This window comes from Variovorax sp. SRS16 (assembly GCF_901827165.1).
In the GTDB taxonomy this organism is placed as follows: domain Bacteria; phylum Pseudomonadota; class Gammaproteobacteria; order Burkholderiales; family Burkholderiaceae_C; genus Variovorax.
Genome location: NZ_LR594666.1, coordinates 4,786,539 through 4,801,128, shown reverse-complemented (window position 1 = coordinate 4,801,128; position 14,590 = coordinate 4,786,539). Strand labels below are relative to the sequence as shown.

Genomic DNA, 14,590 nt, shown 5'->3' with positions numbered 1-14,590 from the left:
CATGAACGCCATCGACAAGTTCGCTTCCCTTCTCACGCTCACGCGCGAACCCTTTCCCGCCTCGACCAAGGCCCTCATCGAGGGCAGCCGGCCCGACCTGCGCGTGCCGGTGCGCGAGGTGCTGCTCACCAACGGCGAGCGCGTCTCGCTCTACGACACCTCGGGCCCATACACCGATCCCGCTGCCGAGATCGACGTGCGCCGCGGCCTGGCCGGCGTGCGCGATGCGTGGATCGCCGAACGCAACGACACGGAAAGTTACGAAGGGCGCCTGCACCTCGCGCTCGACGACGGCGCCACCCATGCCGACCGCGACGCCCAGCGCATCGCCGAGCTGCGTGCCGGCGCCGCCGCGCTGCAGCGCACGCCGCGCCGCGCCAAGTCCGGCGCCAACGTCACCCAGATGCACTACGCGCGCCGCGGCATCGTGACCCCCGAGATGGAATACGTCGCGCTGCGCGAGAACGGCCGGCGCGAATGGATGGCTGCGTACATGGCCGATGCCGCGCGCGAGAAGCGCCTTGCCGGCAACCCGATGGGCGCCAGTATCCCGAAGATCATCACGCCCGAATTCGTGCGCGACGAGGTGGCTCGCGGGCGCGCGATCATCCCGGCCAACATCAACCACCCCGAGGTCGAGCCGATGGCGATCGGGCGCAACTTCAAGGTCAAGATCAACGCCAACATCGGCAACTCGGCCGTCACCTCCAGCATCGAGGAAGAGGTGGAGAAACTCGTGTGGGCGATCCGCTGGGGCGCCGACAATGTGATGGACCTCTCCACCGGCCGCAACATCCACACGACGCGCGACTGGATCGTGCGCAACAGCCCGGTGCCGATCGGCACCGTGCCGATCTACCAGGCGCTCGAGAAGGTCGGCGGCGTGGCCGAGGACCTCACCTGGGAGATCTACCGCGACACACTGATCGAGCAGGCCGAGCAGGGCGTCGACTACTTCACCATCCACGCCGGCCTGCGCCTGCCCTTCATCCACCTGACGGCAGGCCGTCGCACCGGCATCGTCTCGCGCGGCGGCTCGATCATGGCCAAGTGGTGCATCACGCATCACAAGGAAAGCTTCCTCTACACGCACTTCGAGGACATCTGCGACATCATGAAGGCCTACGACGTGAGCTTCTCGCTCGGCGACGGCCTGCGCCCCGGCTGCGCATCGGACGCCAATGACGAGGCCCAGTTCGCCGAGCTGCACACGCTGGGCGAGCTCACGCAGCTGGCCTGGAAGCACGACGTGCAGACCATGATCGAAGGCCCGGGCCACGTGCCCATGCACCTGATCCAGGCCAACATGGACGAGCAGCTCAAGACCTGCCACGAGGCGCCGTTCTACACGCTCGGCCCGCTGACCATCGACATCGCGCCCGGCTACGACCACATCGCCAGTGCCATCGGCGCCGCGATGATCGGTTGGGCCGGCACCGCGATGCTGTGCTACGTCACGCCCAAGGAACACCTGGGCCTGCCGGACCGCGACGACGTCAAGCAGGGCATCATCGCGTACAAGATCGCCGCGCATGCGGCCGACGTGGCCAAGGGCCATCCGGGTGCGCGTGCGCGCGACGATGCGCTGTCGCAGGCGCGCTTCGACTTCCGCTGGCAGGACCAGTTCAACCTCGGGCTCGACCCCGACACCGCGCGCGAATTCCACGACGAGACGCTGCCCAAGGACAGCAGCAAGGTGGCGCATTTCTGCTCGATGTGCGGTCCCAAGTTCTGCTCGATGAAGATCACGCAGGAGGTGCGTGACTTCGCTGCGCAGAAGGGCCTGGCCGAAGACGACGCGCTGGCGCTCGGCATGGCCGGCAAGTCGGCCGAGTTCAAGGCCCGCGGCGGCGAGATCTACATCCCGATCGCGTCCGGCACCGAATAAGGCTGGGGAGGGGTTGGTACCATCGGCGCATGATGCCCATCCCCTTCGACGCCGTGCTGTTCGACTGCGACGGCGTGCTGGTCGACTCCGAGCCGATCACCAACTGTGTGCTGGCCGACATGCTCGGCGAACTCGGCTGGCGCTTGAGCGTCGACGAGTGCATGCGGGTCTTCACCGGCAAGGCCGTGAAGGACGAGGCCGCGCTGATCGAGGCCAAGACCGGCTTCGCGCTGACGCCCGAATGGCTGAGCGAGTTCCGCGGCCGCCGCAATGAAGCGCTCGAGCGCGACCTGGTGGCGATTCCTCATGCGCCCGAGGCCGTGCGTGCGCTGCACGGCGCGCTCGACGGCCGCATCGCCTGCGCGTCCGGCGCCGACCGGCACAAGGTTGAGCTGCAGCTCGGCAAGATCGGCATCCTCGACCGCTTCGCCGGCCGCATCTTCAGCGGCCACGAGATGCCGCGCTCCAAGCCGGCCCCCGACGTGTACCTGGCCGCGGCGGCTGCGCTGGGCGTCGCGCCGGCGCGCTGCGCGGTCGTCGAGGACACGGTGACGGGTGCGGTGGCGGGCATCGCCGCCGGCGCGACGGTGTTCGGTTACAGCCCGGGCAACCTCGGGCACAGCGATCCGCAGGCGCTGCTCGGCGTCGGCGTGGCCCAGGTGTTCAGTGACATGGCGCAGCTGCCGGCGCTGCTGGCCGCGTGGCGCTTTGCCGCGACGGCCTGAGTTCCGAGGCGGGGTCCGTTCAGCGGGCGTTGCCGTGCATGGCGGCCTTCGCCATGGTGGCGAGCGATTGGGTCATGGCCTTGGCCCGGCTCGACCACATGTTGGCGATCAACTCGCCGGCGTTCTCGATCACCGACGGATGGCTGCGCGAGCGGCCGGAGGTGGCGACGAACTCGATGAGCGCAGCGTATTCGGAGGTGTCGGTGTCGGGAACTTGCATGGGTCGATCGTAGGGCCGGAACGGGGTGAATATCCGCGCAGAAGGCTTAGGCCGAAGGCGTTAGCTCACACTTTTTCACGAACGGCCCAGCCTGCGAGCTTAAAGCCTCCGGACGATCGTGGCCATGTCAAAAAGGTACAGCGGCTGTTTGTACGTCGAAGTTCTTACGTGATGCCATCCGCGCGCCGGAACGCACCGGGCGTCATGCCGGCCCAGGCGCGAAAGGCGCGCGAAAAGCTCTTCTCGTTGCGGAATCCGACCGCCAGGGCGATCTGCTTGATCGGCCGATCGGTGCGCCGCAGCTGTTCCGCGGCCTGCTCGTGGCGCACCTCATCCTTCAGGGCCTGCAGCGAGCTGCCCTCCTCGAGCAATTGGCGGTGCAGCGTGCGGCTGGACAGGTTCAGCATCGCCGCCAGCGATGCCGCATTGGCCATCTCGCCGCCACGCATGCGCAGCAACTCGCGCACGCGCTGGCCGAGCAGCCGGTCGCGGCGGTACTGCAGCACCGTGAGCGGGAGCGCGCGCCGCAGCATCGTGCGCAGCGCGCGTTCGTCGCGCTGCAGCGGCAACGCGAGATAGCGCTCGTCGAAGCTGTAGCTCGCCCGTGCGGCGCCGAAGTGCAGCGTGCCGCCGAACATCAGCGGATAGGCGTCCTGGTGCGGCGGCGCCTCGAAGGGAAAGGCGGCGGCGCGCAGCGAGACGCGCGAATCGATGACCCAGCACGCGTACCCGTGCAGGAAGCGCAGATTGGAGACCAAGCAGAACTCGCGGAACGCGCCGAGCGCGCGATGCTCGGTGATCGACACCGTCGCCACGCCGCCCGCCACCTTGAGGTCGAGCACGATGTCGTCCGTGAGCAGCCGCAGATGCCGGCACCAGCGCTTGATCGCGACGCCCAGGTCGGGCGAGCTCAGCGAGGCGCGGCACAGCATGCCGTAGCTGCCCCAGGGCAGGCGGCGCGAGAACCAGCCGAGCGCCTCGTCGTCGAGTTGCTGCATCGCGTGGCCCGACAGCGCCTCGAACTGCGCCGCCGTCACGCGCGCCTGCGGTCGGGCCAGATCGCGCGGCGCGATATGTGCCCGTGCCAGGGCCTCGGTGGGATCGAGGCCGTAGCGCTCGTAGCCCTCCACGATCGCTCGCACGAAGGCCATCGGCGTGGCTGCGCGGCCGGCCGGGCGCAGCAGCGACGAGGGCATGGAGGAAGGCAGAGTCGATGGCACGATATGCAACCATTGTGGCGCCAAATGCAACGGCACACGGCGTAAGCTGCGGCTTTCGCGCCAACACCGGCCCGCCACTCAGGAGACAACCCATGCACGATCCCGGCCTGAATTTCGACCTGGGCGACACCATCGACTCGCTGCGCGACGCGATCCAGGACTTCGCCGCCAACGAGATCGCGCCGCGCGCGCCCGACATCGACCGCGACAACCTGTTTCCGCCCGACCTCTGGAAGAAGCTTGGCGAACTCGGCCTGCACGGCATGACGGTGAAGGAAGAATTCGGCGGCACCGAGCTCGGCTACCTTGCGCACATCGTGGCGATGGAGGAAGTCTCGCGCGCCTCGGCCTCGGTCGGCTTGTCGTACGGCGCGCACTCCAACCTGTGCGTCAACCAGATCCACCGCAACGGCAGCGAGGCGCAGAAGAAGAAATACCTGCCCAGGCTGGTGAGCGGCGAGCACGTCGGCGCCCTGGCGATGAGCGAGCCCAATGCCGGTTCCGACGTCGTCAGCATGAAGCTGCGCGCCGAGAAGAAGGGCGACCGCTATGTGCTCAACGGCGGCAAGATGTGGATCACCAACGGCGGCGATGCCGACACGCTGGTGATCTACGCCAAGACCGAGCCCGAGATGGGCGCGCGCGGCATGACGGCCTTCATCGTCGAGAAGAACTTCAAGGGCTTCTCGGCCGGCACCAAGCTCGACAAGCTGGGCATGCGCGGCTCCAACACCTACCCGCTCTTCTTCGACAACTGCGAAGTGCCGGAAGAGAACGTGCTGGGCGGCGAGGGCATGGGCGCGAAGGTGCTGATGAGCGGCCTCGACTACGAGCGCGCCGTTCTTTCCGGCGGGCCGCTCGGCATCATGGCCGCGTGCATGGACGCCGTGCTGCCTTTCGTCCACGAGCGCAAGCAATTCGGCCAGAGCATCGGCGAGTTCCAGCTGATGCAGGGCAAGCTGGCCGACATGTATTCGACCTGGCAGGCGACGCGCGCCTATGTCTACGCCGTCGGCAAGGCCTGCGACCGCAAGGACCACGCACGCACCTTCCGCAAGGATGCGGCCGGCGCGATCCTCTACTCGGCCGAGAAAGCCACCTGGATGGCCGGCGAGGCGATCCAGGCGCTGGGCGGCGTGGGATACACCAAGGACTTTCCGGTGGAGCGCCTGTGGCGCGATGCCAAGCTCTACGAGATCGGCGCCGGCACCAGCGAGATCCGGCGCATGCTGATCGGCCGTGAACTCTTTGCTGAAACGGCATGACCACCGCCGACTGCTGAAGCTGGCACGATAGGAATGCCACTGAAGGAGACAAGATGAACCACCTCGACAGCATCGCCATAGGCGCCACCGATGTCCCGCTGATCGAACAGACGATCGGCGATTTTTTCGACGACATGACGGCCGGGCAGCCGGACCGCGACGCGCTGGTGAGCCGCCACGAGGGCCAGCGCCTGACGTACCGCGAACTGCAGACCGAATCGATGCGGCTCGCGAGCGCCTTGCTGAACCTGGGCCTCGTGCCCGGCGACCGCATCGGCATCTGGTCGCACAACAACGTGCCGTGGGTGCTGATGCAGATCGCGACGGCGAAGGTCGGACTGATCCTGGTCAACATCAACCCGGCCTACCGCACCTCCGAAGTCGAGTACGCGCTCAACAAGGTCGGCTGCAGGGCGCTGGTGTCGATGGCGCAGTTCAAGACCAGCGACTACCTCGGCATGCTGCGCGAACTCGGGCCGGCGAAGCTGCCGACGCTCGAGCACACGGTGTGGATCGACAAGCCGGGCGAGGCCGACAAGGCGGGCCTGCAGCGCTTCTCCGCATTGCTTGCGAGCGGCGACCCCGGCGATGCGCGCATCGCGCAGATCGGCAGGACGCTCAAGGCCACCGATGCCGTCAACATCCAGTTCACCAGCGGCACCACCGGCTTCCCCAAAGGCGCGACGCTCACGCACCGCAACATCCTCAACAACGGCTTCTTCATCGGCGAGTGCATGAAGCTCACGCCCGACGATCGGCTCTGCATCCCGGTGCCGCTGTACCACTGCTTCGGCATGGTGCTGGGCAACCTGGCCTGCCTCACGCATGGCTCTGCCATCGTCTATCCGAACGACGGCTTCGATCCGCTCACTGTGCTGGAGACGGTACAGGCCGAGAAATGCACCGGCCTGCACGGCGTGCCGACCATGTTCATCGCCGAGCTCGACCAGCCGCGTTTCAAGGAGTTCGATCTGTCGACGCTGCGCACCGGCATCATGGCCGGCTCGCCGTGCCCGACCGAGGTGATGAAGCGCGTGGTCGAGCAGATGCACCTGAGCGAGATCACCATCGCCTACGGCATGACCGAGACCAGCCCCGTGAGCTGCCAGAGCAGCACCGACACGCCGCTCGACAAGCGCGTCTCCACGGTCGGCACGGTGCAGCCGCACATCGACATCAAGATCGTCGACCCCGAGACCGGCGCCATCGTGCCGCGCGGCGCTTCGGGCGAGTTCTGCACGCGTGGCTACTCGGTGATGCTGGGCTACTGGGAAGACGAAGAGAAGACGCGCGAGGCGATCGATGCCGAAGGCTGGATGCACACCGGCGACCTCGCAACCATGGACGCCGAGGGCTACGTCAACATCGTCGGCCGCATCAAGGACCTCGTGATCCGCGGCGGCGAGAACATCTATCCGCGCGAGATCGAGGAATTCCTCTACCACCATCCGAAGGTGCGCGACGTGCAGGTGGTCGGCCTGCCCGACAAGCGCTACGGCGAGGAGCTTTGCGCGTGGATCATCGCCAAGCCGGGGCAGGCACCGACCGCCGACGAGGTGCGCGAATTCTGCAAGGGCCAGATCGCGCACTACAAGGTGCCGAAGTACATCGAATTCGTCTCCGAGTTCCCGATGACCGTGACCGGCAAGATCCAGAAATTCAAGATCCGCGATGCGATGAAAAGCAAGCTCGGACTCGACGACGAAAAGACCGCATGAGCCAACTCGAAACCAAACTCAACGCCCGATCGGCCGAATTCCAGGCCAACGCGACGGCGATGCGCGCGCTGGTCGATGACCTGCATGCGCAGTTCGCCAAGGTCGAAGCCGGCGGCGGCGAGGCCGCGCGCAACAAGCACACCGCGCGCGGCAAGCTGCTGCCGCGCGACCGCGTGGCGCAATTGCTCGATCCCGGAACGCCCTTTCTCGAGATCGCGCCGCTCGCCGCGCATGCGATGTACCACGGCGCGGCGCCCGGCGCGGGACTGATCGCCGGCATCGGCCGCGTCAGCGGCGTCGACTGCATGATCGTGTGCAACGACGCGACCGTGAAGGGCGGCACCTACTACCCGCTGACCGTCAAGAAGCACCTGCGCGCGCAGGAGATCGCCGAGCAGAACCGCCTGCCCTGCATCTACCTCGTCGACTCGGGCGGCGCCAACCTGCCGAACCAGGATGAGGTGTTTCCCGACCGCGACCACTTCGGCCGCATCTTCTACAACCAGGCGCAGATGAGCGCGCAGGGCATCGCGCAGATCGCCGTCGTGATGGGCTCGTGCACGGCCGGCGGTGCCTACGTACCGGCGATGAGCGATGAGTCGATCATCGTCAAGAACCAGGGCACCATCTTCCTCGGCGGCCCGCCGCTGGTGAAGGCGGCCACCGGCGAGGTCGTCACGGCCGAGGACCTGGGCGGCGGCGACGTGCACACGCGGCTGTCGGGCGTGGCCGACCACCTCGCGCAGAACGACCTGCACGCGCTGGCGCTGGCGCGTTCGGCGATCGCCAACCTCAACGCGCACAACGGCGCGCCTGCGGCGCCCGCTGCCACGCAGGTGCGCACGCCGGCCTTCGCGGCCGAAGAACTCTACGGCGTGATCCCGACCGACACGCGCAAGCCCTTCGACGTGCGCGAGATCATCGCGCGCATCGTCGACGGCAGCGAGTTCCATGAATTCAAGGCGCGCTTCGGCAGCACGCTGGTCTGCGGCTTCGCCGAGATCGAGGGCATGCCCGTGGGCATCGTCGCCAACAACGGCATCCTGTTCAGTGAATCGGCGCAGAAGGGCGCGCACTTCATCGAGTTGTGCTGCCAGCGCAGGATCCCGCTGGTGTTCCTGCAGAACATCACCGGCTTCATGGTCGGTCGCAAGTACGAGAACGAAGGCATCGCGCGCCACGGCGCCAAGATGGTGACGGCCGTGGCCACCGCCAACGTGCCCAAGTTCACCATCATCATCGGTGGCAGCTTCGGCGCCGGCAACTACGGCATGTGCGGCCGCGCCTACTCGCCGCGCTTCCTCTGGATGTGGCCCAACGCGCGCATCAGCGTGATGGGCGGCGAGCAGGCCGCGAGCGTGCTGGCCACTGTCAAGCGCGACGGCATCGAAGGCAAGGGTGGCCAGTGGAGCGCCGAGGAAGAAGAAGCCTTCAAGGCGCCGATCCGCCAGCAGTACGAGGCCCAGGGCCATCCCTACTACGCCACCGCGCGGCTGTGGGACGACGGCATCATCGACCCGGCCGACACGCGCCGCGTGCTGGCGCTCGGCCTGGCGGCCGCGCGCAACGCGCCGATTCCCGAGCCGAAGTTCGGCATCTTCCGCATGTGAGGTAGCCGCCATGTCGCTTGCCAACTACTTTGCCAGCCTGGCCCGCTACCACGTGTGGGCGACGCAGAAGCTGATCGCCTCGAACCTGGACGGCCTGTCCGACGCGGACTGGCATCGCGACTGTGGGCTCTTCTTTCATTCGGTGCACAACACGGTCAATCACCTGCTGGTGACCGACACCATCTGGTTCGCGCGTTTCGCCGAAGGCAAGTCGCTGCGCATGCCGCTCGACACCGTGCTGCATGCGCAGCGCGCCGACGTGTGCAACGCCCTCGCCACGGCCGTCACGCGCTGGAGCCCCTGGCTTTCGACGCTGCCGCCCGAGCGCTTCGACGGCGAGCTGGCCTACACGCGCAACAACGGCGACGAAGTCCGCATCCCGTTCGCGCCCGCGCTCGGCCATGTGTTCAACCACGCGACCCATCACCGCGGCCAGCTGACGGCTGCGCTGACCGCGATGGTCCAGCCCGGGCCGGTACTCGACTGGGTCTATCTGCTGCAACAAGAGGCGCGTTCTTCATGAGCACTTCCTTCACCACGCTTCAACTCGCGATCGAGGGCGCCGTCGCGCGCATCTGGCTCGACCGGCCGGAATCGCGCAATGCCTTCGATGAGGTCGTCATCCGCGAACTCGGCGAGGCCTTCGCCGAAGCGAGCGCCTCGGCAGACGTGCGGGTCATCGTGCTCGGCGCCAACGGCCCGGCCTTCTGCGCCGGCGCCAACCTCCACTGGATGCGCCGCGCGGCCGACTTCACGCATGAGGAAAACCTCGCCGACGCGGGCGCGCTCGCGACCATGCTGCGCGCGATCCACGAATGCCCCAAGCCCGTGATCGCGCGCGTGCAGGGCGACGTCTATGCCGGCGGCATGGGCCTCGTTGCCGCCTGCGACATCGCGGTGAGCGCCGACACGGCGTGGTACTGCCTGAGCGAAGTCAAGATCGGCCTGGTTCCCGCGACCATCAGCCCCTACGTGCTGCGCGCGATGGGCACGCGCGCGGCGCAGCGCTGGTTCCTGACCGCGGAGCGCTTCAGCGCGGCCGAGGCGCATCGCATCGGCTTCGTGCACGAGGTGGTCGCGGCCGATGCACTCGATGCCAAGGTAGCCGAACTCGTCAAGGCCTTCACGGGCGCGAGTCCGGCCGCGGTGCGGGCCTGCAAGCGGCTGATCGCCGACGTGGCGGGCGCCGAGATCGACGATGCGCTGATCGCGAAGACGGTGCAGGGCATCGCCGACATCCGTGCCAGCGACGAGGGCAAAGAAGGCGTGCAAGCCTTTCTGCAGAAGCGCAAGCCCTCGTGGCTGGTCCGCTGAGACGGCCGGCCCATGGACACGCTCGACACACCGCAACTCCTCGCACTGGCCGCCGCCGTCGGCTGGGCCAGCGGCGTGCGGCTCTACCTGGTCGTGCTGCTGACCGGCCTGGTCGGCTACTTCGGCTGGGTGCCGCTGCCGCATGGCCTGCAGCTGCTGGCGCATCCGGTCGTGATTGCGGCCAGCGGCTTCATGGTCTTCGTCGAGTTCTTCGCCGACAAGATCCCGGGCCTCGATTCGCTGTGGGACATGGTGCACACCGTGATCCGCATTCCGGCCGGTGCGGCGCTCGCAGCCAGCGTGTTCGGCACCGACCACGCGGTGATGGCGCTCGTGGCCGGACTGCTCGGCGGTGGTTTCGCGGCCACGGCGCATGCGGCCAAGGCCACCACGCGCGCGGCCATCAACACCTCGCCCGAGCCCTTCAGCAACGTCGGCGCCTCGCTGGTGGAGGACGGCATGGTGCCGGCCGGGCTGTGGCTCGCGGTCGCGCATCCGCTGGTCTTCGGCGTGCTCTTCGTCGCGGTGCTGGCGCTCAGCGTGTGGCTGATCCGAAAGAGCTGGCGCTTCCTCCGCTCGCTGTTCAGCCGCGTCGCGCGCATCTTCAGCGGGCGGCCCGATCCCGGCGTCGTGCCCGCATTCCAATTCAAGAAGAACACCCCTGGGGACTCATCGAATGTTTGACAAGATCCTGATTGCCAATCGCGGGGAGATTGCCTGCCGCGTGGCTGCCACGGCCCGGCGCATGGCCATCCGCACGGTGGCCGTGTATTCCGACGCCGATGCCTACGCCAACCACGTGCGTGCCTGCGACGAAGCCGTCCACCTCGGCGGCAGCGCGCCCAAGGACAGCTACCTGCGCTGGGACAAGATCCGCGAAGCCGCCAAGGCCACGGGCGCGCAGGCGGTGCACCCGGGCTACGGCTTTCTGAGCGAGAACGAGGAGTTCGCGCGCGCCTGCGCCGAGGCGGGCCTGGTCTTCATCGGCCCGCCGCCTTCCGCCATCAAGGCCATGGGGCTGAAGGCCGAGTCCAAGCAATTGATGGAGAAGGCCGGCGTGCCGCTGGTGCCCGGCTACCACGGCAGCGACCAGGATCCGGCGCTGTTGCAGCGCGAGGCCGACCGCATCGGCTACCCGGTGCTGATCAAGGCCAGTGCCGGCGGCGGCGGCAAGGGCATGCGCGTGGTCGAGAAGTCGGCCGACTTCGCGGCCGCGCTGGCCTCGTGCCAGCGCGAGGCGATCAACAGCTTCGGCGACGATGCGGTGCTGATCGAGAAATACGTGCAGCGTCCGCGCCATATCGAGATCCAGGTCTTCGGCGACACGCAGGGCCACTGCGTCTACCTGTTCGAGCGCGACTGCTCGGTGCAGCGGCGCCACCAGAAGGTGCTGGAAGAAGCGCCGGCGCCGGGCATGACCGAGGCCATGCGCAAGCAGATGGGCGAGGCCGCCGTCGCCGCGGCGCGCGCAGTGAACTACGTCGGCGCGGGCACGGTGGAATTCATCGTCGAGCAGCGCGAAGGCGGCGAGATGAACTTCTTCTTCATGGAGATGAACACGCGCCTGCAGGTCGAGCATCCGGTCACCGAAGCCATCACCGGCCTCGATCTCGTCGAGTGGCAACTGCGCGTGGCCTCGGGCGAGCCCCTGCCGCTCACGCAGGACCAGCTGCAGATCCACGGCCATGCGATCGAAGCGCGCATCTGCGCCGAGAACCCCGACAAGAACTTCCTGCCCGCCACCGGCACCCTGCGCGTCTACCGCAAGCCGCAGGCCACGGCCTTCCAGCGCAGCCGCGTGCGCATCGACGACGGCGTGCGCGAGGGCGGCGTGATCTCGCCCTTCTACGACTCGATGATCGCCAAGCTGATCGTGCACGGCGCGACCCGCGAGGAGGCGCTGGCGCGGCTCGATCTCGCGCTGGCGCAGACGCACATCGTCGGCGTCGCGACCAACGTGCAGTTTCTGCGCGGCGTGCTGCGCACCGATTCCTTTGCCCATGCGAAGCTCGACACCGCGCTGATCGAGCGCGAGCGCGCGGTGCTGTTCGACCAGGAGCCGCTCGGCCTGCCGCTGGCGGCCGCGGCTTCGGTGGCGCACACGCTGCTCGGCGAGGGGGCGAGCGCCTCGGCCGATCCCTTCAGCCGGCGCGACGGCTGGCAGTCGCACGGCGTCGCGCTGCGCCCGTTCGAATTCGAGTTCCGCGGCGAAACGCAGGCCGCCATGCTGAGCTACCTGCACGACGGCACGCTCGCGCTGCAGGTGGGCGGCGTGTCCGGGCCGCTGGTGATCGGCCGCTTGCCTTCGGGCGACATCGAGGTGCAGTTCAACGGGCAGCGCCGCACGCTGAGCGTCTACCAGGAACAGGCGACGGCGCATGTGTTCGCGGCCGAGGGCGCGACGAAGATCGTCGCCATCGATCGCCTCGCGCATGCGGGCGAGACGCAGGCCGAAGGCGGGCGCCTCACCGCGCCGATGCCGGGCAAGGTGGTGTCCTTCGCGGTCAAGGCCGGCGACAAGGTCCGCCGCGGCCAAGCCCTGGCCGTGATGGAAGCGATGAAGATGGAACACACCATCGCGGCGCCGGCCGACGGCACCGTGGAAGAACTGCTCTACGCGCCGGGCGACCAGGTGACCGAGGGCGCGGAACTGCTGCGCATCGCCGCTTAAGCTCGGGGCATGACGATTTCATCGACCTCTTCCGTGCCGCCTGCACCGTCTTCTGCCGACGGGATCTCCTACCCCCATCTGCGCATCGCCGTCTGCTTGTCCGAACTCAAGCCGGAACCCTGGGTCGACGGCCTGCGCCGTGCACTGCCCGGCGCCGAGGTGCGGGCCTGGACGCCGGGCGCGCCGCCGGTCGACCACGCGGTGGTCTGGATGCCGCCGCAGCAACTGCTCGACGAGCAGCCGCAGTTGCGCGGGCTGTTCAACATCGGCGCGGGCGTGGATGCGCTGACCCGGCTCCGGCTGCCGCCGCGGACGCAGCTGGTGCGTCTCGAAGACGGCGGCATGGCCGTGCAGATGGCCGAGTATGTGTGCCATGCGCTGATCCGCCATTTCCGCGAGTTCGACGTCTACGAGGCCGACGCGCGCGAAGGCCGCTGGAGCTATCGCAAGCCGCGCGAGCGCGGAGATTTCGCAGTCGGCGTGATGGGCCTGGGCGTGCTCGGCGAGCGGGTGGCGCGCGCGGTTGCGCAGTTCGATTTCCCGGTCAATGGCTGGAGCCGCTCGGGCAAGGCGATCGATGGCGTGCGGGGCTTCGTTGGCGACGACGGTTTCGATGCCTTTCTGAGCGCCAGCCGCGTGCTGGTGAACTTGCTGCCGCTGACCGAGGCGACGCGCGGCATCCTGAACCGGCGCAATCTTTCCTTGCTCCACGGCGGGCAGCCGGGCGGCTATCTGATCAACGTGGCGCGCGGCGGCCATCTGATGGAAGCCGAACTGATGCCGCTGCTCGACGGCGGGCAGCTGGCGGGTGCGACGCTCGACGTGTTCGAGGTCGAGCCGCTGCCGCCGGCGCACGCGTTCTGGCGCCATCCGAAAATCACGGTGACGCCGCACGGTTCGGCGCGCACCGAGCGCGAGACGAGCATCGCGCAGATCGCCGGCAAGATCCGCGCACTGGAGCGCGGTGAACCCATCGGCGGCGTGGTCGACCACAACCGTGGATACTGAGCTCGCACAGGAATCTGGAAGGTTGGTCATGAAATATCCGGGCAAAGTCAAGATCGTCGACGTGGGCCCACGCGATGGCTTGCAGAACGAAAAGCAGCCGGTGTCGGCCGAGATCAAGATCGGCCTCGTGCACCGGCTGCAGGATGCGGGGGTGCGCGAGATCGAGGTGACGAGCTTCGTCTCGCCCAAATGGGTGCCGCAGATGGCCGACAACGCCGAGGTCATGCACGGCATCCACCGCAAGGCCGGCGTGCGCTACTCGGTGCTGACGCCCAACATGAAAGGCTTCGAGGCCGCCATCGCCGCGCCGCGCGAGGAATGGCCCGACGAGATCGTGGTGTTCGCCGCCGCCAGCGAGGCCTTCAGCCAGCGCAACATCAACTGCTCGATCGCCGAAAGCATCGAGCGCTTCCGGCCGGTGGTGGCGGCAGCGCGCGACCAGGGCATCTACGTGCGCGGCGCGATGTCCTGCGCCGTGGGCTGTCCCTACGAAGGCGAAGTCGCGCCCGCGCGCGTCGACATGCTGGCCGGCCTCATGAAAGACATCGGCGTGCAGCACGTGGGCGTGGCCGACACCATCGGCGTGGGCACCCCGGTCAAGGTGCAGCGCGCGCTGGAAGCGACCTTGAAGCACTTCGGCATCGACGACATCTCGGGCCACTACCACGACACCTACGGCCAGGCGCTGGGCAACACGCTCGCGAGCCTGGCGATGGGCGTGTGGCAGTTCGACACCTCGTCGGCCGGGCTCGGCGGCTGCCCGTACGCGAAAGGCGCGACCGGCAATGTGGCCACCGAGGACGTGGTCTACATGCTGCACGGCATGGGCATCGAGACCGGCATCGACCTGGACCGGTTGATCGATGCGGGCGTGTACATCAGCGAGGCGCTGGGCCGCGAGCCCAACTCGCGGGCGTCGAAGGCGATACGCACGAAGCGCGAGGGCTGAGA

General features: G+C 68.0%; 13 protein-coding genes. 11 read left to right on the top strand and 2 right to left on the bottom strand.

Annotation, left to right across the window (positions count from 1 at the left end):
* The first annotated feature begins 1 nt into the window (after window position 1).
* Both thiC and E5P2_RS23205 read left to right on the top strand, forming a co-directional pair.
* Window positions 2-1,888 (top strand): phosphomethylpyrimidine synthase ThiC, encoded by a 1,887-nt coding sequence (thiC, locus tag E5P2_RS23210; protein WP_162569493.1) that lies wholly within the window; start codon window positions 2-4, stop codon window positions 1,886-1,888.
* A 29-nt stretch (window positions 1,889-1,917) separates the two neighbouring features.
* On the top strand, window positions 1,918-2,613 hold the full coding sequence (locus E5P2_RS23205; RefSeq protein ID WP_162569492.1) for an HAD family hydrolase: 696 nt from the start codon (window positions 1,918-1,920) through the stop codon (window positions 2,611-2,613).
* Window positions 2,614-2,632: 19 nt separating this feature from the next.
* Here the strand turns inward: E5P2_RS23205 and E5P2_RS23200 are convergent, their stop codons facing one another.
* Together E5P2_RS23200 and E5P2_RS23195 are read right to left on the bottom strand one after the other, a co-directional pair.
* Complete coding sequence (locus E5P2_RS23200; RefSeq protein ID WP_162569491.1) at window positions 2,633-2,833, bottom strand: hypothetical protein; 201 nt, start codon at window positions 2,831-2,833, stop codon at window positions 2,633-2,635.
* A gap of 164 nt (window positions 2,834-2,997) precedes the next feature.
* Complete coding sequence (locus tag E5P2_RS23195; RefSeq protein WP_162569490.1) at window positions 2,998-4,029, bottom strand: AraC family transcriptional regulator; 1,032 nt, start codon at window positions 4,027-4,029, stop codon at window positions 2,998-3,000.
* Window positions 4,030-4,145: 116 nt separating this feature from the next.
* On the opposite strand from E5P2_RS23195, the gene E5P2_RS23190 reads away from it, so the two are divergent.
* The 9 genes from E5P2_RS23190 to E5P2_RS23150 all read left to right on the top strand — a co-directional run bounded on the left by E5P2_RS23190 (window position 4,146) and on the right by E5P2_RS23150 (window position 14,588).
* Window positions 4,146-5,318 (top strand): isovaleryl-CoA dehydrogenase, encoded by a 1,173-nt coding sequence (locus E5P2_RS23190; protein WP_162569489.1) that lies wholly within the window; start codon window positions 4,146-4,148, stop codon window positions 5,316-5,318.
* Between the two features lie 53 nt (window positions 5,319-5,371).
* Complete coding sequence (locus E5P2_RS23185) at window positions 5,372-7,036, top strand: AMP-binding protein (RefSeq protein WP_162569488.1); 1,665 nt, start codon at window positions 5,372-5,374, stop codon at window positions 7,034-7,036.
* Complete coding sequence (locus E5P2_RS23180) at window positions 7,033-8,646, top strand: carboxyl transferase domain-containing protein (RefSeq protein WP_162569487.1); 1,614 nt, start codon at window positions 7,033-7,035, stop codon at window positions 8,644-8,646. Before E5P2_RS23185 ends, E5P2_RS23180 begins: the two co-directional genes overlap by 4 nt.
* A gap of 10 nt (window positions 8,647-8,656) precedes the next feature.
* On the top strand, window positions 8,657-9,169 hold the full coding sequence (locus E5P2_RS23175) for a DinB family protein (protein WP_162569486.1): 513 nt from the start codon (window positions 8,657-8,659) through the stop codon (window positions 9,167-9,169).
* The gene (locus tag E5P2_RS23170; protein ID WP_162569485.1) at window positions 9,166-9,960 is read left to right on the top strand and encodes an enoyl-CoA hydratase/isomerase family protein; all 795 of its coding nucleotides are present in this window, start codon (window positions 9,166-9,168) and stop codon (window positions 9,958-9,960) included. The genes E5P2_RS23175 and E5P2_RS23170 overlap by 4 nt, the downstream gene beginning before the upstream one ends.
* A gap of 12 nt (window positions 9,961-9,972) precedes the next feature.
* Window positions 9,973-10,644 carry a DUF4126 domain-containing protein gene (locus E5P2_RS23165; protein ID WP_162569484.1) on the top strand — a complete coding sequence of 224 codons (672 nt, stop codon included), beginning with the start codon at window positions 9,973-9,975 and terminating at the stop codon, window positions 10,642-10,644.
* Entirely contained in the window at window positions 10,637-12,631 is a 1,995-nt protein-coding gene (locus tag E5P2_RS23160; RefSeq protein ID WP_162569483.1) for an acetyl-CoA carboxylase biotin carboxylase subunit, read from the top strand. The genes E5P2_RS23165 and E5P2_RS23160 overlap by 8 nt, the downstream gene beginning before the upstream one ends.
* A 78-nt stretch (window positions 12,632-12,709) precedes the next feature.
* Window positions 12,710-13,639 (top strand): 2-hydroxyacid dehydrogenase, encoded by a 930-nt coding sequence (locus E5P2_RS23155; protein WP_162570625.1) that lies wholly within the window; start codon window positions 12,710-12,712, stop codon window positions 13,637-13,639.
* 28 nt (window positions 13,640-13,667) lie between these two features.
* Window positions 13,668-14,588: a hydroxymethylglutaryl-CoA lyase gene (locus E5P2_RS23150; RefSeq protein WP_162569482.1), complete on the top strand. Its 921-nt coding sequence runs from the start codon at window positions 13,668-13,670 to the stop codon at window positions 14,586-14,588.
* The last annotated feature ends 2 nt before the right edge of the window (window positions 14,589-14,590 follow it).

Bases quoted from the DNA above. Each gene is read 5' to 3' on its own strand.
- thiC (WP_162569493.1), top strand. From the start codon at position 2: ATGAACGCCATCGACAAGTTCGCTTCCCTTCTCACGCTCACGCGCGAA.
- E5P2_RS23205 (WP_162569492.1), top strand. From the start codon at position 1,918: ATGATGCCCATCCCCTTCGACGCCGTGCTGTTCGACTGCGACGGCGTG.
- E5P2_RS23200 (WP_162569491.1), bottom strand. From the start codon at position 2,833: ATGCAAGTTCCCGACACCGACACCTCCGAATACGCTGCGCTCATCGAG.
- E5P2_RS23195 (WP_162569490.1), bottom strand. From the start codon at position 4,029: ATGCCCTCGTCGCTGCTGCGCCCGGCCGGCCGCGCAGCCACGCCGATG.
- E5P2_RS23190 (WP_162569489.1), top strand. From the start codon at position 4,146: ATGCACGATCCCGGCCTGAATTTCGACCTGGGCGACACCATCGACTCG.
- E5P2_RS23185 (WP_162569488.1), top strand. From the start codon at position 5,372: ATGAACCACCTCGACAGCATCGCCATAGGCGCCACCGATGTCCCGCTG.
- E5P2_RS23180 (WP_162569487.1), top strand. From the start codon at position 7,033: ATGAGCCAACTCGAAACCAAACTCAACGCCCGATCGGCCGAATTCCAG.
- E5P2_RS23175 (WP_162569486.1), top strand. From the start codon at position 8,657: ATGTCGCTTGCCAACTACTTTGCCAGCCTGGCCCGCTACCACGTGTGG.
- E5P2_RS23170 (WP_162569485.1), top strand. From the start codon at position 9,166: ATGAGCACTTCCTTCACCACGCTTCAACTCGCGATCGAGGGCGCCGTC.
- E5P2_RS23165 (WP_162569484.1), top strand. From the start codon at position 9,973: ATGGACACGCTCGACACACCGCAACTCCTCGCACTGGCCGCCGCCGTC.
- E5P2_RS23160 (WP_162569483.1), top strand. From the start codon at position 10,637: ATGTTTGACAAGATCCTGATTGCCAATCGCGGGGAGATTGCCTGCCGC.
- E5P2_RS23150 (WP_162569482.1), top strand. From the start codon at position 13,668: ATGAAATATCCGGGCAAAGTCAAGATCGTCGACGTGGGCCCACGCGAT.